Consider the following 19,815-nt stretch of genomic DNA (forward strand, 5'->3'; position numbering starts at 1 on the left):
GGTCAGCCCAGCCTTTCCTTGCGGCCGAAGAGTCCTTGCGGGCGCACCAGCAGGACGACGATGAGCGCGACGAGGGCGCTGGCGTACTTGAGGTCGGTCGGGATCCACAGGGTCGAGATCTCGACTGCGATGCCGACGATGAGCGATCCGATCAGGGCGCCCATGGCGGAGCCGAGCCCGCCGAGGGTGATCGCGCAGAACATCAGCAACAGCATCTGCATGCCCATGTCCCACTTCACGCCGGGGCGGAAGTACGCCCACAGGATGCCGGAGATCGCAGCCAGCACGCCGGCGATGATCCAGGTGATGCGGATCACCTTGTCGACGTCGATGCCGGATGCCGCTGCCAGCTGGGGGTTGTCGGAGATGGCCCTGGTGGCCTTGCCGACCCGGGTGCGGGTGAGGAACAGCGCCATGCCGAGGATGACCGCGAGGCTGATGCCCATGCCGACCATGTCGATCCACGAGAGCGAGATGGGCCCGAACGTCATCGGAGCCGGGCTCGCGCCGGGCAGCTGGTAGGTCTCACCGCCGATGATGTACTGCAGCGCGTACCGCAGCGCGAGCGAGAGACCGATGCTGACGATCATGAGCTGGACGACACCGAGGCCGCGTTTGCGCAGCGGCCGCCAGAGTCCGGCATCCAGTACCCAGCCGAGCAGGCCGCCTGCCGCGATCGCGACGACGATACCGAGCCAGAGCGGCAGATGCAGGAACGAGGTCACGATGACGACCGCGACGCCGCCCCAGGTGACCATCTCGCCGTGTGCGAAGTTCGACAGCCGCGTGGTGCCGTAGATCAGCGCGGCGCCCATCGAAGCGAGACCGAGCAGCAGACCGAAGTTGATGCCGCCGATCGTCCGGTTGATCAGCTGGTCGAGGAACGACGTGGTCTGTCTCTCCCCGGCGCCGAGGAAGAGGTTCACGATCTTCGTGCCGGTGAGGCCGAACTCGGCCTCGAACTCACCCGTCTTGCCCTGCACGGCTTTGATGCCCTCGGGGAGCTGGGCGGGATCGATGATCACGCCCTTCGGCAGGGTGTCCTCGTCGACGATGAGGGTGTACTTCGCCTTCTTCGGCACGTAGAGGCGCCACTTGCCGTCGGCATCCGTCTTGGTCTCGGCGGTGAAGCCGTCGCCCTCGACGCCGATCACGACGCCGGCCACCGGTTCGTCCTTGTTCGTGATCACCCCGCCGAAGTAGAAGTCGGTCTTCTCCTGGTCATCGCCGGGGGCGGCGTGCGCCGGAGGAGTGATCAGTATCGCGAGCATGAGTGCTGCCAGGATCGCCAGCAGCGCCATGAACCCGCGCCGGGGTCGGCTCAGCGCCGGGGTTCTGAGTCCCACAGGGCCTCCACATCGAGAGCGTCCGAGCAGGCTGCGGCGCCGCTCGGGTGACGGACGTCGCACTGAGCGTAACCCGCGGATGCCGGTGGGCGCACCTTGAGCGACGAAGCTGGAACCAACCTGGAATACTGCACAGCCGCGCGCGCTTAGAATCTGTATAGGTGGGCGTGTCCCGCCGGGCCACCGTCGTCCACGCGCATCAGCCATCGACCGCGCCACCGGCGCAGAGGAGCCATTCATGGAGCAGCACGACCCGTTCGGTTTCGTCGGACTCACCTACGACGACGTACTGCTGCTTCCAGGGCATACCGACGTCATCCCGAGCGAGGCCGACACCTCGTCGCGGGTCACGCGTCGCATCTCTGTGGCCACCCCGCTGCTCTCCAGCGCGATGGACACCGTGACCGAGGCGCGCATGGCGATCGCCATCGCCCGTGAGGGCGGCATCGGCATCCTGCACCGCAACCTCTCGATCGCCGACCAGGCCGCCGACGTCGACCGCGTCAAGCGCAGCGAGTCGGGAATGATCACCGACCCGATCACCACGACGGCGGACGCCACGGTCGAAGAGGTCGACGCGCTGTGCGCCAAGTACCGCATCTCGGGCCTGCCCGTGGTCGACGCGGACGGGCGCCTGATCGGCATCATCACCAACCGCGACATGCGCTTCGTCTCGGGCTTCGAGCGTCAGACCACGCTGGTCAAGGACGTGATGACCAGCGAGAACCTCGTCACCGCCAAGGTCGGCGTGGCCGCGGGTGAGGTCATCGCGCTGTTCGCGAAGCACCGTGTCGAGAAGCTGCCCCTGATCGACGAGAACGGCAAGCTGGCCGGCCTGATCACCATCAAGGACTTCGACAAGAGCGAGAAGTACCCGCTGGCCACCAAGGACGAGCAGGGGCGCCTGCGCGTCGGCGCGGCGATCGGCTTCTTCGGCGACGCATGGGAGCGCGCCGAGGCGCTGCGCGACGCAGGCGTGGACGTGCTCGTGGTCGACACCGCGAACGGTCAGTCCCAGGGCGTCATCGACCTGGTCCAGCGCCTGAAGGCCGACCCGACGTTCGCGCACATCGACGTCATCGGCGGCAACGTGGCGACCCGTGAGGGCGCCCAGGCGCTCATCGACGCGGGTGTCGACGCCGTCAAGGTGGGCGTCGGCCCCGGCTCGATCTGCACCACCCGCGTGGTCGCCGGCGTCGGCGTGCCACAGGTCACCGCGGTGTACGAGGCATCCCTCGCGGCCCGTCCGGCGGGCGTGCCCGTGATCGCCGACGGCGGTCTGCAGTACTCCGGCGACATCGCCAAGGCGCTGGTCGCCGGTGCGGACGCCGTGATGCTGGGCTCGCTGCTGGCCGGCACGGACGAGTCGCCGGGCGAGATCGTCTTCCAGGCGGGCAAGCAGTTCAAGCAGTACCGCGGCATGGGCTCGCTGGGTGCGATGCAGACCCGCGGAAAGCAGACCTCGTACTCGAAGGACCGCTACTTCCAGGCCGATGTCCCCAGCGATGACAAGCTCATCCCCGAGGGCATCGAGGGTCAGGTGCCGTACCGCGGCCCGGTGTCGGCGGTGGCCTACCAGCTGATCGGCGGCCTGCGTCAGTCGATGTTCTACGTCGGCGCGCGCACCATCGAGGAGCTCAAGACCCGTGGGAAGTTCGTGCGGATCACCGCGGCGGGCCTGAAGGAGTCGCACCCGCACGACGTGCAGATCGTCGTAGAGGCCCCCAACTACAAGAAGTAGGCGCCGGGACATATGGAAGGGCGGATGCTGCGCAGCATCCGCCCTTCTCTGTTCACCAGTAGCCGTTGGATGCTCCGGTTATCGTGACCTTAGGGTCACCGACATCCGAGAATTCGACTGTTCCGGTTACGGTGAACGCGACGTCACTGGGCGGTGGCGTGAACCCGAATGAGGTGTCCCGCTGAACACGGATCGTGGCCGTACCGGTCTGGAACGCTCCATCAGGGCGGATCTCAACGGTCGTGGGCTCGGCGGTCACCTTCATCGAGGCGAGGTCCTTCTGTCGCAGCGCATATGGGCATTCCTCGTCGAGGTTCGTAGGCACGGTGGCGCAGGCTGTGACTCGGTTGGTGGCGCTCTTGAGAACCAGTGCGCTAAGTGACGCGGTAGGGCTCTCGGCGATCTCGATGACGGCCTCGGTGGGCTCTGCCGCGATAACAGTCACCGGTTCGGCTTCGAAGTAATCATTGGGCGCTGTCGTGAAGGTGTACACACCGGGGTAGACGTATAAGGGGGAGAGGCCTTCCGGTGCATCCCGGCCCGGTGTGACGGGGATCTCGACGTGCCCCATCACGGCCGTGTTGCTCACCGTAGTCGTGATGCCGATCGGCACGATCCACGGCGAGGAGACCCGCCACGTCTTCAGAAGAAGAAACTCATTGTCGCCACGCTCCAAAGAGAGCGAGTGCGTGAACCGTGCGCCGTCGAGGAGAACGGTCGCATCGACGGTGGCGCCCTGATCGCTCTCCGACACGGTTTTGACGGATTCGATTTTGATGCGGTGATCGGCGGCGGCCAGGCCTTCATCGGAGAGCAGTGCCTGTTGCCCCGTGGGCACCCCGGGAGCGACCATCGTGCTGGCTGTGTTCGCACGGCCCTGCGAGAGGGCAGTCAGATACATCTCTGCGGTAACGTCCGGTGTGCGTGCGGCGTTCAGGATGCCGACCCCGATGACGGCGACGATGATGCCGACGAGGACGCTACCGCCGATGATGCCGGCGCGCTTGAGCAACTTCTTACGCTCCGGCGTCAGCGGGGCTCGCGGTGGCAGCGGGTGGTCGGCGAGGAACGAACGGTCTCGGGCGGTGGGGGCCGGGGCTGCGGGTCCGTCCGTCTGCCCCAGGAGCGACGGGCGAGGCGAAGTTCCCGGGGCCACGGGGATATTCAGCAAGGACGGACGGGCAGCTCCTAAGTCAGTACTCGCGCCCTTCCCGTCCAGCAGGCTGCTGCTTCGATCGTCCTCACCGTTCATCTGTCCTCCCCTGGGCGACGATAGCAGGGGCCGTGGACGCGCTGAGATGAGAGTCGTCGCGAGCGTTTGATAGGGTCGCCGGACATGGCGGTCCGTGGGGAAGCAGGGTGCCATTCGACGGAGGAGAGAGCTGAGCGATGTTCACACCGGAGACGCCGAACACAGCGGAACCCGCCGACGCCGCCACAGTGAGGGACGCCGCGCCGGTACCGGAAACCGGTTCGATGCAGTATCCGTTTCGTCTACTGCCTAACGAAACGGTCGTCGGCACCTTCCCCCTCGCAGGCGTGCAGCGGCCGATGGGGCGCCTGGCGAGCTATCTGTTCGTGACGGACTCGCGGCTGGTCTACGCCGCAGAAGCGAAGACGCTATCTTCCTCGTCCACGCATGCCAAGGAGTTCCGGATCGACAAGATCGAGGGGATCGAGGTCGGCCGGCACACTGGCTACGACGCGCTGGGGCTGGTCGCGGTCGTCGGGTCGGCGTTGAACTTCCTGCTGTTGCTGATTCTCGGCCTCACGATCGGGGCGGGAACGGCGTCCGCCGCGTACTACGGGTCGACCAACCCGTTGCAGTTCCTGCAGTTCGCGATGATCCCGTTCGGGATTGCGTCGCTGGTGATCGGGGTTGTCGTGGCGATCGTGTTCCGCAAACCCCGCACCGAGATACGGGTGCTTGGTCCCGACAAATCGCACACGCTCGCGCAGCAGTTGGATCTCCCGGCCCTGCTCGTGCTCCTGTTGCTGATCGTTGTCTTCGGCCTCTTCCTCGGACTCGCGTTGCTGGCCTGGGTCGCGATCCGCGAGCTCGGTGTGTTCCGTGCGACCGACGCCGAGGGGTTCGCGCCCCCGCAGAATGTCGACCGCGTCTCCTACGAGGCAGGCACCCTGATCCTCGACGTGCAGGCGCGGGGCGCCATGGCGGGACAGTACTGAGATGCCGGACGAGGCATTGCTGCGAGCACTCGCGGATGGAGCACGGGTTATCCGTCTGGGCACGCTGTTCGCGCATCCGAACGGAGCAGGCGGCAACCTCACCATCGAGCACCGTTCTGACATGAGGCTGGAGGGATTCGAGCTCGACGAGGAATGGTTTGCATTCGTATCGTCGCTCGTCCCCACAGAGATCGCAGACGGACTGTCTGCGGAGCAGGGAGGATTCCTCGCGGCGCTCGGAGGGGCCGGCGGCGCGTGGATTGTCGGCCCGCATTCGACACCCAGCGATCTTGACGTTGTCGTGGTCCCCCGCACTCCGGTCACACTGGCGGCGGCCGACGAAATGGGCTTCACGTTCGAGACTGCCGACGGTGCGCACTTCAATCTCTCCGAGTTCGGAATGCGGCTGTTCGCCCAGATTGACGGGACGTCGACGCTGCGGGAGATGGCTGCTGTCGTCATGTCCAGTGCGCTTGCCGATCCGGAGGATCGTGAAGTCGTGGCACGGGCAGAGGCTGCGAGCGGACGCTCTTTCGACTCGCTGTTCATGGACGAAGTGCTCGGATTCGTCACGGCGATCGTGGAATCCGGCAGCGCGAGCATCGAACCGGTGGCCTGATCGTGTTCGAAGGGCTGAAGAGAACCACCGTCAACACGGCCGCAGTCGTCGGGATCGCCGTGAGCGGAATCGCAACACCTGCGCAGCAGGTGACCGGAGCAGATTTCAAGCCACCGCAGAATCTCGTCAGCTCGTTCACGAATACGATGAAGCGGCATGACGAGATCTCTGAGGCGCTCGACCGTCAGGAGGGTGGCACCCAATCAGGCGCATCTCCGCCCGATCCCGGCGTAGATCCGGCATCATTGCCGACAGCAGAGGGGGTTGCGACAGGGGCAGCGCAATCCGGGATCGACGGAGGTACTGCTCAGGATCGAGGACGATCGGAAGGAGATCTGACGTCGCAGCCCGACGCGGAAAGCGAAGTCGGCGAGGCCGCGCGCGACGACGAGGAAGTCAGCTCTGTTTCTGATCCCGATGCTGCTGGGGAGATCGCGAACGCAAGCAGTCGAGACGTTGCTGAGGAGCCAGCTGAAGACAACAGCGACCTGACCGCCGGTCCGCACGATGTCGCCGCAACCGGCGAAGGAGATACTCCGTCAACCTCCGAGGCGAACGACGCCCATGGAGGGGAACCAGAGCTGGGTGACCAACCAGAGGCCACGTCGATGGAAGTCGAATCGACGGATCCGACGGAGGAAGTGGCATCCGCTTCGGAACAGAATGAAGCTGAGGGGGCCGCGCACGCGGCGCTTGACTCGGGTACCGCCGCTGAGCCTGCGCCGGCGTCCGAGTCGAAGTCAGAGCCTGCACCCGCTCCGGGGCCGCAGGACGACGCGGACTCCGACCTCGATCCGGACACTTGACAGTGGGGTTCTCCGAAGAGGTCGTCAGCGGCAGTGCGCTGCGCGATGCGACCAGCTATCTGGGGCCGCCCGATCCTGTCGTCGGCGTACACGGTGCCGGCGGCACCTCGGTCGGTTTCGACGATGCCGCACTCGGGCGGCACGTCCTGTACATCGGCGGCATCGGCACGGGGAAGACCGTCGGCATGACGGCACTTGTGGACTCTATCCGCGCATCGACGTCGGCGGACGACGTCCTAGTGTTCTTCGATACCAAGGGCGACTACTGGGAGCGGTTCGGCAGAGACGGCGACGCGGTGATCGCCTCGGGCGCGCCGGGGCGGTATCCGGGAGAGGTCACGTGGAACTTGTTCGAGGAGTTCCGCGCCCTTCCCGACGGGGGCCAGGTCGACGACGAGATCTATGAACTGTGCAATGGGCTGTTCGCAGGTCTCATCGAACGGGCGGGTGACAATGCCTACTTCGCGAACGCGGCACGCGACCTGTTCGTCGCGCTGATCACGGCGATGCTGCGCGAATCCGCGGTGCGCACGAATCACGACATCCGGGCGGTGCTCGGCGGGATGAATATCCCAGAGATGCAACAGCTGCTGGACCGTCCAGGCAACGAGGACCTGCGCGGAGCGCGGAACTACATCGCGAAGGAGGGGAGCAACTCCGCGGCGGCCACGATCGCGTTCATGCAACAGGTCATCCAGGAGTCCTTCCGCTCGTCTTTCGGCCGCGCCGGTGACTTCTCGATCCGGCGGTTCGTGCGCGCCAAGGCGGGACATGCGCTGTTCCTGGAATACGACATTGCCGCGGGTTCGATGCTCGCGCCGGTGTACAAGGCGATGCTGGATGTCGCGATGAAGGAGGCGATGTCCCGCACGCGGGCGGCGGGAAGGATCTTCTTCGTCCTAGACGAGTTCGCCCTACTCCCCGAGCTGACTCACCTGTCTAACGGCTTGAACTTCGGTCGCTCTCTCGGTCTACGATTCGTCGTGGGTACGCAGAACGTCGGGCAAGTTCGGCAGATGTACGGCGAGCATCTCGCGGCATCGGTGTTGTCGGCGTTCGGGACGGTGTTCGCGTTCCGGCTGTACGACGGCGACTCCCGGGAGTTCGTGCGCGATCGGTTCGGGCACAATCGCAAACTCACTCGCTTCGACTCCGTCGTGCGCAGTAACGGGATGAGGGAGGAGGTCGCGGATGGGTACGTCGTCGAGGACTGGGATCTCTCGTCCCTCCCTGTTGGCACGTGTGTCGCGGCGATCCCCGATGCTCCGCCCGTGAGGTTCACCTTTCGGCGCGTCGGTGGTGCGGCGTAGCGTGACCGGTATGTGCCGCAGCATCCACACTCTCCACAACTTCGAACCGGCCGCCACCTCTGACGAGGTGCACGCCGCCGCCCTGCAGTACGTGCGCAAGATCGCGGGCACCACCAAGCCGTCCAAGCCAGGAGGCCTTCGACCACGCGGTGGCCGAGATCGCGCACATCACGCAGCATCTGCTCGACGACCTCGTGGCCAGCACCCCGCCGAAGAACCGCGAGGAGGAGGCGGAGAAGAAGCGAGCCAGGGCCATCGCCTCGGGGCGCTACGCGGCCTGAGAGGCATCCGGCGCTCAGTAGGCTGAGCGCATGGGGTCAGCGTCGTCACTCACTCGCGGTCAGGTCGCGCGCTACGCGATCGGCTCACTCGGAACCGGTGGCTTCGCCACGCTGCCCGGACTCGTCCTGGTCTACTACCTGACCGACTCGCTGGGGGTGACCGCACTCGCCGCGGGTGTCATCGTCACCGCCGCGAAAGTCTGGGACGTGCTGATCGACCCGGTGATCGGCGGGCTCAGCGACCGCTCCTACGCGCGCACGGGCACCCGGCGCTGGTTCATGCTGCTCGGCGGCATCGGACTGCCTCTCGCGTTCGTGCTCACCTTCGCCGTGCCGGCATCCTTCGGGCCGCTGCCGGCGGCGCTGTGGGTGTTCGTCGCGTTCGTGCTCGCAGCCACCTGCTTCAGCCTGTTCCAGGTGCCGTACATCGCTCTGCCCGCCGAGCTCACCGACGACTACCGCGAGCGCACCCGCCTGCTGACCTGGCGGGTGATGGTGCTCACTCTGGCCATCCTGCTGTTCGGCGCTGGAGGCCCTGAGCTGCGCGGTATGTTCCCCGATGACGAGCTGCTCGGCTACCTGGTGATGGCGATCGTCGCCGGCATCGTGCTCGGCATCGGGATGCTGATCTCGTCGACCGTCGCGCCGCGCCGGCCTGCGCTGCCGGTGGCACCGGGCGCCACGATCGGCACGCACTACCGTGACGGCATCCGGGTGCTGCGGCAGAGTCAGCCGTTCCGCGTGCTGCTGCTGACGTTCATGCTGCAGGGGCTGGCGACCGGCCTCATGCTGGCCGCGGCGCAGTTCGTGGCGCGATGGGTGCTGCATGACGAAGGAGCGGTGACGCCCCTGTTCGTCGCCCTGATCGCTCCTGCGCTGCTGATGGCGCCGGTGTGGAAGATCGTCGCCGACCGCACGGGCAAGGAGCGCGCGTTCCGCCTCGCGAGCCTGGTGTTCCTGCTCGCGACGCTCGTGCTGATGATCATGGTGTGGGTGCCGGGTTGGTGGATCCTCGCGCCGGTCGCGCTCGCCGGTGCCGCGTACGCCGGCATGCAGACCCTGCCGATGGCGATGCTGCCCGACGTGATCGCGCACGACCGATCCGCCAGCGGCGGGGAGAACCGCTCCGGTGTCTTCAGCGGGGTGTGGACCGCGGGCGAGACAACGGGTATGGCCCTCGGCGCGACGGTGCTGTCGATCGTGCTCGCCCTCACCGGCTACGTGGAATCGGCCGCCGGCGTCGTCGTCGAGCAGCCCGAGGCCGCGGTGGCCGGCATCGCGGTCGCGTTCAGCGCGCTGCCCGCCGTGCTCATGGTGCTCAGCCTGGTCACGCTCGCGCGCTACCGCCTGCGCGAGCACGACATCGTGGGGACAGCGGCATGACCGGCATCCTGGGGGCGGCCGTTCGCTCGAGGACAGGACGTGTCGCGAGGACAGGATGTGTGCGGCGGGTGGATCCTGTTCTCGGTCGTTCTCCTGTTCACGGTGACGCCCACGCTGGCGCCGGCGCACGCGTCCAGGGGACGGCGGCATGACCGGCATCCTGGACCGGCTGCGCGAACTGCGCGCCGGCGACGCGCCCACGCAGGGCGGACACGTGCTCGCGTACGTCTACGACTCGGGGATGCCCGAGCTGGACGAGCTCGCGGATGCCGCGGCTTCGCTGGCCCGCCCCGTCAACGGACTCGACCCGACGGTGTTCCCGTCGATCGCCGCGATGGAGCGCGACGTGATCGGTTTCGTGCGGCACGCCGTGCACGGCGGCCGCGACGTGGTCGGATCGGTGACCAGCGGCGGCACGGAGAGCTGCCTGCTCGCGGTGAAGACCGCGCGCGACCTCTGGCGGGCGGAGGGCGGCACCGGTCGCCCCCGGCTGCTCGCACCGGCGACCGCGCACGCGGCGTTCCAGAAGGCGGCGCGGATGTTCGATCTGGACTTCGACGCCCTGCCCTGCCGACCGGACGGAACCGTCGACCCCGATGACCTGATCGCTCGGATGGGCGACGATGTCGCGCTGGTCGTGGTCTCGGCGCCGGCCTATCCCAGCGGGGCGCTCGACCCGATCCGGCCGGTGGCCGCCGCGGCGAAGGCGCGCGGCATCCGCTGTCATGTCGACGCCTGCTTCGGCGGTCTCGTGCTGCCGTGGTGGCCGGATGTCCCGGTGTGGGACTTCCGTCTGCCCGGCGTGACCAGCATCTCGGCCGACCTGCACAAGTTCGGCTACGCGCCGAAGGGGGTCTCGGTGCTGCTGCATCGCGGCCGGCGCCAGCATCGCGCGCAGTTCTTCGCGACGACGCGCTGGCCGGGGTATCCGGTCGTGAACCCGACTCTGCTCGGGTCGAAGTCGGCCTCGCCGCTGGCCGCCGCGTGGGCGATCGTGCAGCGGTTGGGCGATGCCGGATTCGCCGAGCTCACGGCGTCCATCGCGCGCGTCGCCCGTGGCATCCGCGCCGAGGTCCAAGGTGTCCGAGGGCTGACCGTCATGGGGGATCCTGTCGGACCCGCGATCGCGCTGATCGCCGATTCATCGGTGCCCGCTCCCGACCGCGTCGACCCGCACCGGCTCGCCGATCAGCTGGCGCAGCACGGCTGGAAGATCCAGCATCAGCCCGGGTTCGTGCAGGCGGACGGATCGAAGCTGCCCCGCAGCGCGCATCTCACACTGACGCCGGTGCTGGAGCGGAATCTGCCCGAGTTCCGCCGGGCACTGGCCGCAGCGGCCGACGCGGTGCGCGGGCGTGGACCGGCTGACGGGCGCCTGCTCGCCGGGGCGGTGCGGATGCTGGGCTACGGCGCGGACCGGGTGCCGGGCCCCGAGGCGTCATGGCGCCTGCTGCGCCTCGCGGGCGCGGGCAGCGTGAAGCCCGATCAGCCGATGTCGACGCTCATGGCGCTGATCGAGGAGCTGCCCGACCCGGTCGCCGAGGCGCTGCTGACTGAGCTGCTCGCGAGGATGTCCGAGCCCCGCTGACCTGATAGTCTGGTCGGCTCGCCTTCGCGATGGATGCGGCGGGCGGAAGGACCACCACCGTGGGATACATCGACGTCGCCGGCGTCTCATTCACCCTGCCCGACGGCCGCCCCCTGCTCGACGAGGCGACGTTCCGCGTCGGCGCGGGCTCGACCAGCGCCCTGATCGGCCCGAACGGGGCCGGCAAATCCACCATCCTGCGCATCATCCGCGGCGATCTCGCCGCCGATGACGGCGTCGTGACGATCGACGGATCGCTTGGCGTGATGGACCAGTTCGTCGGCCACGGCCGCGAGGGGCAGACCGTGCACGACCTGCTGATCGGGGTCGCGCCCGCGCGCATCAGGCAGGCCGCCGAGGCGCTCGAGAATGCCGAGAACGCCCTGATCGAGGACGACACAGAGCGCACCCAGATGCGGTACGCGACGGCGCTCGCCGAATACGCGGATGCCGGCGGCTACGAGCACGAGACGGTGTGGGACCAGTGCACCGTGGCGGCCCTCGGCGTGCCCTTCGAGCGCGCCCGCTACCGCGACCTCTCCACGCTCTCCGGCGGCGAGCAGAAGCGGCTCGCGCTGGAGGCGCTACTTCGCGGACCCGACGAGGTGCTGCTGCTCGACGAGCCGGACAACTACCTCGACGTGCCGGGCAAGCGCTGGCTGGAGGAACGGCTGCGGGAGACGCCGAAGACCGTGCTGCTGGTGTCGCACGACCGGGAGCTGCTGGCCCGCGCGGCCGACCGCATCGTCACGCTCGAGCCCGGCGGCGCCGGCGCGACGGCCTGGGTGCACGGCGGCGGATTCCGCACGTACCACCAGGCGCGCATCGACCGCATGGACCGGCTCGACGAGCTGCGCCGGCGCTGGGATGAGCAGCACGAGAAGCTGAAGACGCTGGTCGCGAACCTCAAGGTCAAGGCGGAGGCGAACGACGGCTTCGCCTCTCGGTACCGGGCTGCGCAGACACGGCTGCGCAAGTTCGAGGAGGCGGGTCCTCCTGAGGAGCGCCCGCCCGCGCAGGAGTTCGACATGCGGCTGCGGGGATCCCGCACCGGCAAGCGTGCCATCGTCTGCACCGGGCTCGAGCTCACCGGACTGATGCGTCCGTTCGACTCGGAGATCTGGTTCGGCGACCGCGTCGCCGTGCTGGGGTCGAACGGGTCGGGCAAGTCGCACTTCCTGCGGCTGCTGGCCCGCGGCGGAAGCGACCCCGACCCGACGCTCGGTCACCTCACCGGGGCGGGGGAGCGGCTCGAGGAGGTCGCGCACACCGGCACTGCCGTGCTGGGCGCGCGCGTGGTCCCAGGGCTGTTCGCGCAGACGCACGCGCATCCGGAGTTCGCCGGCCGCACGCTGCTCGAGATCCTGCACCGGGGCGACGACCGCCGGGCCGGGATGCCGCGCGACGCGGCGAGCTCGGCGCTGGACCGCTACGGCCTGGTGCGCCAGGCGCAGCAGGAGTTCGCGCAGCTCTCCGGCGGGCAGCAGGCGCGCTTCCAGGTGCTGCTGCTCGAGCTCTCGGGCGCGACACTGCTGCTGCTCGACGAGCCGACCGACAACCTCGACCTGGAATCGGCCGAGGCTCTGGAGGACGCGATCGCGCGGTTCGAGGGCACCGTCGTCGCCGTCACGCACGACCGCTGGTTCGCGCGCTCCTTCGACCGGTTCCTCGTGTTCGGCGAGGACGGCGGTGTCTACGAGTCGGATGCTCCGGTGTGGGACGAGCGCCGCGTGGCGCGCGCCCGATGAGCTTCGAGCAACCCGGGTAGTCTGAAGGGGTGAGCATGGACTTCGAGATCGGCCGAGGCAAGCGCGCTCGTCGCGCATACACGTTCGACGACATCGCGGTGGTTCCCTCGCGACGCACGCGGAACCCGGAGGACGTCTCGACGGCGTGGACCATCGACGCGTTCTCGTTCGACATCCCGGTCATCGGCGCGCCGATGGACTCCGTCGTCAGCCCGCAGACCGCGATCATGCTGGGGCGCCTCGGCGGTCTCGGCGTGCTCGACCTCGAGGGCCTGTGGACCCGGTACGAGAACCCCGAGCCGCTGCTCGCCGAGATCGCCGGTCTCTCCGATGAGCGCGCCACGGTGCGGATGCAGGAGCTGTACTCCGAGCCGATCAAGCCCGAGCTGATCAAGTCGCGCCTGGCCGAGATCCGCGAGGCAGGTGTCACCGTCGCCGGTTCGCTCACGCCGCAGCGCACCCAGGAGCTCTACCAGACCGTCGTCGAGGCCGGCGTCGATCTGTTCGTGATCCGCGGCACCACGGTGTCGGCCGAGCACGTCTCAAGCGTCGCCGAGCCGTTGAACCTGAAGAAGTTCATCTACGACCTCGATGTGCCGGTCATCGTCGGCGGCGCCGCCACCTACACCGCGGCGCTGCACCTGATGCGCACAGGAGCGGCCGGCGTGCTGGTCGGCTTCGGCGGGGGAGCGGCATCCACCACGCGCGCCACCCTCGGCATCCACGCTCCGATGGCGACGGCCGTCTCGGACGTCGCGGCCGCGCGTCGCGACTACCTCGACGAGTCCGGCGGCCGCTACGTGCACGTGATCGCCGACGGTGGAGTCGGCACATCGGGCGACATCGTCAAGGCTCTCGCGACGGGTGCCGACGCCGTCATGCTCGGCGTCGCCCTCGCGCGCGCCACGGATGCACCGGGCCGCGGCTTCCACTGGGGTGCCGAGGCGCACCACCCGCAGCTGCCCCGCGGTCGTCGCGTGCCGGTTCCCGGCGTCGCCACGCTGGAGGAGGTGCTGTACGGGCCGGCTCCGGTCGCCGACGGCACCGCGAACCTCATCGGCGCGCTGCGCAAATCCATGGCCACCACGGGCTACTCCGACCTGAAGGAGTTCCAGCGGGTCGAGGTCGTGCTGGCGCCCTACGAGGCCGGATGACTCCGGGCTCGACAACTGCAGCGCAGGACTTCCCTCCCACGCTGCGGGAGGTGATGCTGCGCGGGCGCTGGCTGGGCATGCTCGCGCTCTGCCTCGTCGTCGCCGGCGTCTTCGCCTGGCTGGGGCAGTGGCAGCTCGGTCGCGCGATCGACACCGCGCCGCCCGAGCCGGGGATGACCGAGAAGGTGCAGCCGCTGACCGATGTGGTCGAGCCCGGCGAGTACCTCGCCGAGCCGCTGGTCGGGCAGAAGGTCACCACGAGCGGCACCTGGGTGCCGGAAGACTTCATCGTCGTCTCCGGCCGCTTCAACGACGGCGTCGCCGGTTACTGGGTCACCGGCCAGCTGCGCGTCGCCGAGCGCACCTCCATCGCGGTCGCGATCGGGTTCGCGCCGACCCTCGAGAAGGCCGATGCCGCGGCATCCGCCTTGGCCTCGCGAGGAGCGGAGCAGGCCGAGATCGTCGGTCGAGTCATCTCCGACGAGGGACCGGTCGTCACCCGGGATCCGTTCGATCTGAACCGGATGTCGCCTGCCGCGCTGCTCAGTCGGTGGCACGACGTCGACCAGCTGAACGTCTACCGCCCGTATCTGGCCTCGACGGAGGCCCCCTCCGGGCTGGCCGACATCTCGTCGCCCGCACCGGACGAGCGGTCATCGGTGAACTGGCTGAACATCTTCTACGCGATCGAGTGGGCGATCTTCGCCGGTTTCGCGTTCTACCTCTGGTACCGGCTCGCGAAGGATGCCTGGGAGCGCGAGGTCGAGGAGTTCGAGGACCGCTCGAACACCGGGGCGTCCTGACCGCTCGTCAGGTGACGATTCGGTGACCGAACGGCGAACGCCGTTGAGGAATGTCCCAGCTGGGTCATAGGGTCTGATCATGTGCGTGCGCAGCCCGGCGCACGCGATCGGCGGCTCCACGAGATCCGCCGCCCGACCCGAGGAGACAGCACCGATGATGTCCGCCCCCGATGATGGGAACCGCGAGGTTCCCGTCGCGCGCAGAAGGGTGCGCACCTGCGCGCTCGTGACCACTGCCGCGGTCGCTCTGAGCTTCGGCTCGATCGCCGCGACACCCGCTTTCGCCGACAGCACCGGAAAGGGGGTGGTCATCAACGAGGCCTACCTGTCCGGTGGCAGCGCCGGCGCGGCGTTCGTCAACAAGTTCGTCGAGCTCTACAACCCGACGTCCGCGGCCGTCTCGCTCAGCGGGATGTCGCTGCAGTACCGCTCCGCGACCGGTACGGGCGCCGCCAACGGCGTCGTGCCGCTCACGGGGTCGATCCCCGCGAAGGGCTACTACCTGGTTCAGGGCGGCAGCAACGGTGCCAACGGCACCGCACTGCCGACGCCGGACGCCACCGGCAGCCTCAACCCCAGCGGCACCACCGGCACGCTCGCCCTGGTGAAGGGCACGAGCGCCGTGTCGCTGCCGACCGGATCGGTCGTGGGCGGCGACGTCGTGGACCTGCTCGGCTACGGCACCTCGAACACGTTCGAGACCGCCGTCGCGAAGGCACCGACGGGCAACACCGACGTCAAGTCGCTGAACCGCATCGGCGGCGCCGACACCGACGACAACAGCAAGGACTTCTCGCTCTCGGCGACGATCACGCCGCAGAACTCCGGCGGGCAGACCGACCCGGGCACCGACCCCGAACCAGGCACCGACCCGGTGAAGGCGACGATCGCCGAGGTGCAGGGCACCGCCGACAAGGCCGCGATGGACGGGCAGACCGTCACCGTCGAGGGCGTCGTCACCGGTGACTACCGCACCGGCGGCTACAAGGGCATCAGCATCCAGACGCAGGGCTCGGGCGGCGCGACGGATGCCACGCCCGGAGCATCCGACGGCGTCTTCGTGTACCTGAATGCACTCAAGGCGTCCGGCGTGAAGATCGGTGACCTGGTCTCGGTCACCGGCCCCGTCAGCGAGTACTTCGGCCAGACGCAGATCAACCCGGCATCCGAGGCCGGCGTCTCGCTGGTCACCGCCGGCGTCGGCGTCCCGGCCGCCACACCGCTGCCCGCAGCCGCCGTCGGCGGCGCACGCGAGGCCTACGAGAACATGCTCGTGGCGCCGACCGGCAGCTACGCCCTGGCCTCCAGCCACCAGCTCTACAACTTCGGCGCGCTGTGGCTGAACCCGAACGAGCTGAACGTCAAGAGCACCGAGGCGAAGCGCCCCGGCGCCGAGGCCGACGCGATCGCCGCGGCGAACCGCGCCAGCCGCATCCTTCTCGACGACGGATGGTCGACCCAGGTCACGAACGCCGCGCACCCCGGCGACCAGCCGTACTTCACGAAGGGCACCGTCGTGCGCAACGGCGACACGGTGAACTTCTCCGAGCACGGCTACGTGCTGCAGTACGGCTTCGACGACTGGCGCCTGCAGCCGGTCGTGCCGATCGACGACTCCAGCGACGCGTCGTACAAGGTCACGTTCAACGACGAGAACCCGCGCACGACGGCCCCGCCTGCCGTCGGCGGCGACTTCAAGGTCGCCTCGTTCAACGTGTACAACTACTTCACGACCCTGAGCAGCGAGAACTCCAATGCGCGCGGCGCGAAGGATGCCGCGCAGTTCGCGATCCAGAAGTCGAAGATCGTCTCGGCGATCAACGGACTGGATGCAGACGTCGTCACGCTCATGGAGATCGAGAACTCGGTCAAGCTGGGCAACCCCGTCGACTCCGCGCTGAAGGACCTGGTCTCCGGCCTGAACGCCGCCGCCGGCTCCGACGTGTGGGGCTACGTGCCCACACCGGCCGCGCTGCAGAACGCGGCTACGACCGACTACATCACCAGCGCGATCATCTACCGGAAGGCCGCGGTCAAGACGGTCGGCGACGCGGTGACTGTCTCCGACGAGACGGTGTGGGGCAACGCCCGAGAGCCGATCGCGCAGACCTTCGAGGCCGACGGCCGTTCGTTCAGCGTCATCGCGAACCACTTCAAGTCGAAGTCCGACCCGAAGGACGGCACCAAGGAGCCGGCCGACGGACAGGGCTTCTTCAACGCCGACCGCGTGAAGCAGGCGAAGTCGGTGCTCGCGCTCGCGGGCGACGTGCAGAAGACCTCCGGAAGCGACGACGTGTTCCTGGTCGGCGACTTCAACGCGTACAGCGAGGAGGACCCGATCGACGTGTTCACCTCGGCCGGCTGGTCCGACCTGGTGGCCGACACGACCGACGGCCAGTACACCTACTCGTTCGACGGTGAGCTCGGTTCGCTCGACCACGTGATCGCGTCGCCGTCGGTGGCGGCATCCATCACAGGCGCGGGCGTCTGGGGCATCAACTCCCCGGAGTGGAGCGACCGCGGCTACGCGTTCGGCGCCGCCGAGTCCGGCACCCCGTACCGGTCCAGCGACCACGACCCGATCGTCGTGGGCGTGTCCGCCACGCAGCCGCCGATCAGCATCGACATCGCCACGATCAACGACTTCCACGGTCGCATCGAGGCCGACGGCGCGGCAGGCGGCGCAGCCGTCCTCGCCGGTGCGATCAAGCAGGTGCGTGACGCGAACCCCAACACGGTGTTCGCCGCGGCCGGCGACCTGGTGGGCGCCTCGACGTTCACCTCGTTCATCCTGGACGACAACCCCACGATCGACGCGCTGAACGCCGCCGGTCTCGACGTCAGCGCGACGGGCAACCACGAGTTCGACCAGGGCTGGGAGGATCTGCGCGATCGCATCCAGCAGCGGGCCGACTGGGAGTACATCAACTCCAACGTGTTCCTGAAGGGCACCGACAAGACCGCACTGGCTCCGAGCTGGGTCAAGGACGTCGACGGGGTCAAGGTCGGCTTCGTCGGCGCTGTGACGGAAGAGCTCGACTCTCTCGTCTCGCCCGAGGGCATCAAGGACCTCGACGTGCGCGACATCGCGGCATCCGTGAACAAGGCCGCCGACGCGCTCACCGACGGCGACCCCGCCAACGGTGAGGCCGATGTCGTCATCCTGCTCGTGCACGAGGGCGCCACGACCACCGACGTGTCGAGCATCACGCCCGACTCGGCGCTGGGCAAGATCGTCTACGGCGTGGACAAGAACGTCGACGCGATCGTCTCGGCGCACACGCACCTGGCCTACAACCACGTCATCGACGGCCGTCCGGTCGTCTCGGCGGGGCAGTACGGCGAGAACTTCGGTCTGATGAACCTGAAGGTCGACCCGAAGAGCCACGAGCTGCTCTCGATCTCGAACGAGATCAAGCCGCTCACCTCTGCGGGCAAGCCGCTGTACCCGGCTGTGCCCGAGGTGCAGTCCATCGTGGACGCCGCCAAGAAGGAGGCCGACGTGATCGGCGCCGAGAAGGTCGGCGACATCACAGCGGACTTCAACCGGGCACGTCAGAGCGACGGCAAGACCGAGAACCGCGGTGGCGAGTCGACGATCGGCAACTTCGTCGCCGACGTGCAGCAGTGGTCCACCGGTGCGGAGATCGCGCTGATGAACCCGGGCGGCATCCGCACCAACCTCACGTACGCGTCGAGCGGAGCCACCGACCCCGATGGCAACCTGACGTACCGCGAGGCGGCGACGGTGCAGCCGTTCGCCAACACCCTGGTGACGCTCGAGCTCACCGGTGCGCAGCTGAAGAGCGTGCTGGAGGAGCAGTGGCAGCCGGCCGGCGCGAGCCGTCCGTTCCTGAAGCTGGGCGTCTCGCAGGGCTTCGAGTACACCTACGACCCGGCCGCGGCGGTCGGCGCGCGCATCACCTCGATGACGCTCAACGGCACCGCCATCGACCCGGCGAAGTCCTACCTGGTGGCGGCGAACTCGTTCCTCGCTGCCGGCGGTGACAACTTCTTCACCCTCGCCAAGGGAGTGAACAAGAAGGACACCGGCAAGGTCGACCTGCAGTCGATGGTGGACTGGTTCTCGGCGAACAAGACCGCAACCCCCGACCTGAAGCAGCGCGCCGTCGGCGCGACGATCACGCCGGGCGCGCCCGAGGGCGGCTACAAGGCCGGCGACCAGGTCACCGTGGCGCTCTCGTCGCTGGCGTTCAGCGCGGGCGAGCAGGCACCGGGTGAGGTCAGCCTCTCGTTGGGCGATGCCGTCCTCGCGACCGGCACGGTCGACCCGACGGTGATCGACGCCGGCGACGAGGTCGGCCGCTCGACCCTCACGTTCACGGTTCCGGAGGGGGCCCACGGGGCCCAGCTGCTGACCGTGAGCGTGGCGGGCACCGGCACCACCGCACACCTGCCGATCACCTTCGCAGAGGACGGCGGCCAGCCGCCGGTGTTCGACGGCAAGATCGACGTCGGTGACGGCAAGGTGGCCGCGGGCAAGAAGCTGGCGATCACCGGTGCCGGGTTCGAGGCCGGAGAGACCGTGACCGTCGAGCTGCGCGGCAAGAAGGGCGAGATCGTCTCGCTCGGAACCGTGAAGGCAGACGGCAAGGGGGCGTTCTCCGCCTCGGTGACGGTGCCGAAGAGCACCCAGCCGGGCAAGTACACCCTTGCGGTCGCACAGGCCGACGGCGACGCCGCCACGGCCACCGTGCACGTGAATCGTGCGGGCGGCAACAGCGGCGGCATCGGCGGAGTCATCCGCGACATCGTCGACTCGCTGCTGGACTTCCTGAGGGGGCTGTTCGGCTGAGCACTGTGAAGCAGGGCCGTCGGGGTGACCCGG

General features: G+C 68.4%; 13 protein-coding genes and 1 pseudogene. 12 read left to right on the top strand and 2 right to left on the bottom strand.

Annotated elements, in window-relative coordinates; all coding sequences use genetic code 11:
* Window positions 1-2: 2 nt before the first annotated feature.
* Window positions 3-1,301: a branched-chain amino acid ABC transporter permease gene (locus ACFVDO_RS13050; RefSeq protein ID WP_378857805.1), complete on the bottom strand. Its 1,299-nt coding sequence runs from the start codon at window positions 1,299-1,301 to the stop codon at window positions 3-5.
* 283 nt (window positions 1,302-1,584) lie between these two features.
* Between ACFVDO_RS13050 and guaB the strand changes: the two genes are divergently transcribed.
* Window positions 1,585-3,087, top strand: a complete 1,503-nt coding sequence (gene guaB / locus ACFVDO_RS13055; RefSeq protein ID WP_378857743.1) for an IMP dehydrogenase — start codon at window positions 1,585-1,587, stop codon at window positions 3,085-3,087.
* 52 nt (window positions 3,088-3,139) lie between these two features.
* Here guaB and ACFVDO_RS13060 read toward each other — a convergent pair whose 3' ends face one another.
* Complete coding sequence (locus ACFVDO_RS13060) at window positions 3,140-4,099, bottom strand: hypothetical protein (RefSeq protein ID WP_378857742.1); 960 nt, start codon at window positions 4,097-4,099, stop codon at window positions 3,140-3,142.
* Between the two features lie 377 nt (window positions 4,100-4,476).
* Between ACFVDO_RS13060 and ACFVDO_RS13065 the strand changes: the two genes are divergently transcribed.
* The 11 genes and pseudogenes from ACFVDO_RS13065 (at window position 4,477) to ACFVDO_RS13115 (ending at window position 19,782) form a co-directional block, all read left to right on the top strand.
* Window positions 4,477-5,274, top strand: a complete 798-nt coding sequence (locus tag ACFVDO_RS13065; RefSeq protein ID WP_378857741.1) for a hypothetical protein — start codon at window positions 4,477-4,479, stop codon at window positions 5,272-5,274.
* 1 nt (window position 5,275) lies between these two features.
* Window positions 5,276-5,893, top strand: a complete 618-nt coding sequence (locus ACFVDO_RS13070) for a hypothetical protein (protein ID WP_378857740.1) — start codon at window positions 5,276-5,278, stop codon at window positions 5,891-5,893.
* 2 nt (window positions 5,894-5,895) lie between these two features.
* On the top strand, window positions 5,896-6,699 hold the full coding sequence (locus tag ACFVDO_RS13075) for a hypothetical protein (RefSeq protein ID WP_378857739.1): 804 nt from the start codon (window positions 5,896-5,898) through the stop codon (window positions 6,697-6,699).
* Window positions 6,700-6,701: 2 nt separating this feature from the next.
* Entirely contained in the window at window positions 6,702-8,009 is a 1,308-nt protein-coding gene (locus ACFVDO_RS13080) for a type IV secretory system conjugative DNA transfer family protein (RefSeq protein ID WP_378857738.1), read from the top strand.
* A 10-nt stretch (window positions 8,010-8,019) separates the two neighbouring features.
* A pseudogene (locus ACFVDO_RS13085) lies at window positions 8,020-8,290 on the top strand (DUF2277 domain-containing protein).
* Window positions 8,291-8,320: 30 nt separating this feature from the next.
* The gene (locus ACFVDO_RS13090) at window positions 8,321-9,673 is read left to right on the top strand and encodes an MFS transporter (protein ID WP_378857737.1); all 1,353 of its coding nucleotides are present in this window, start codon (window positions 8,321-8,323) and stop codon (window positions 9,671-9,673) included.
* Window positions 9,674-9,821: 148 nt separating this feature from the next.
* Entirely contained in the window at window positions 9,822-11,261 is a 1,440-nt protein-coding gene (locus ACFVDO_RS13095) for a pyridoxal phosphate-dependent decarboxylase family protein (protein WP_378857736.1), read from the top strand.
* 59 nt (window positions 11,262-11,320) lie between these two features.
* Window positions 11,321-13,009 carry an ABC-F family ATP-binding cassette domain-containing protein gene (locus ACFVDO_RS13100; RefSeq protein WP_378857735.1) on the top strand — a complete coding sequence of 563 codons (1,689 nt, stop codon included), beginning with the start codon at window positions 11,321-11,323 and terminating at the stop codon, window positions 13,007-13,009.
* Window positions 13,010-13,044: 35 nt separating this feature from the next.
* The gene (locus ACFVDO_RS13105) at window positions 13,045-14,163 is read left to right on the top strand and encodes a GuaB3 family IMP dehydrogenase-related protein (protein WP_378857804.1); all 1,119 of its coding nucleotides are present in this window, start codon (window positions 13,045-13,047) and stop codon (window positions 14,161-14,163) included.
* Complete coding sequence (locus tag ACFVDO_RS13110) at window positions 14,160-14,966, top strand: SURF1 family protein (RefSeq protein WP_378857734.1); 807 nt, start codon at window positions 14,160-14,162, stop codon at window positions 14,964-14,966. The genes ACFVDO_RS13105 and ACFVDO_RS13110 overlap by 4 nt, the downstream gene beginning before the upstream one ends.
* Before the next feature lie 79 nt (window positions 14,967-15,045).
* Entirely contained in the window at window positions 15,046-19,782 is a 4,737-nt protein-coding gene (locus ACFVDO_RS13115; RefSeq protein WP_378857733.1) for an ExeM/NucH family extracellular endonuclease, read from the top strand.
* The last annotated feature ends 33 nt before the right edge of the window (window positions 19,783-19,815 follow it).

Source organism: Microbacterium sp. NPDC057741, assembly GCF_042798735.1.
Taxonomy (GTDB): domain Bacteria; phylum Actinomycetota; class Actinomycetes; order Actinomycetales; family Microbacteriaceae; genus Microbacterium.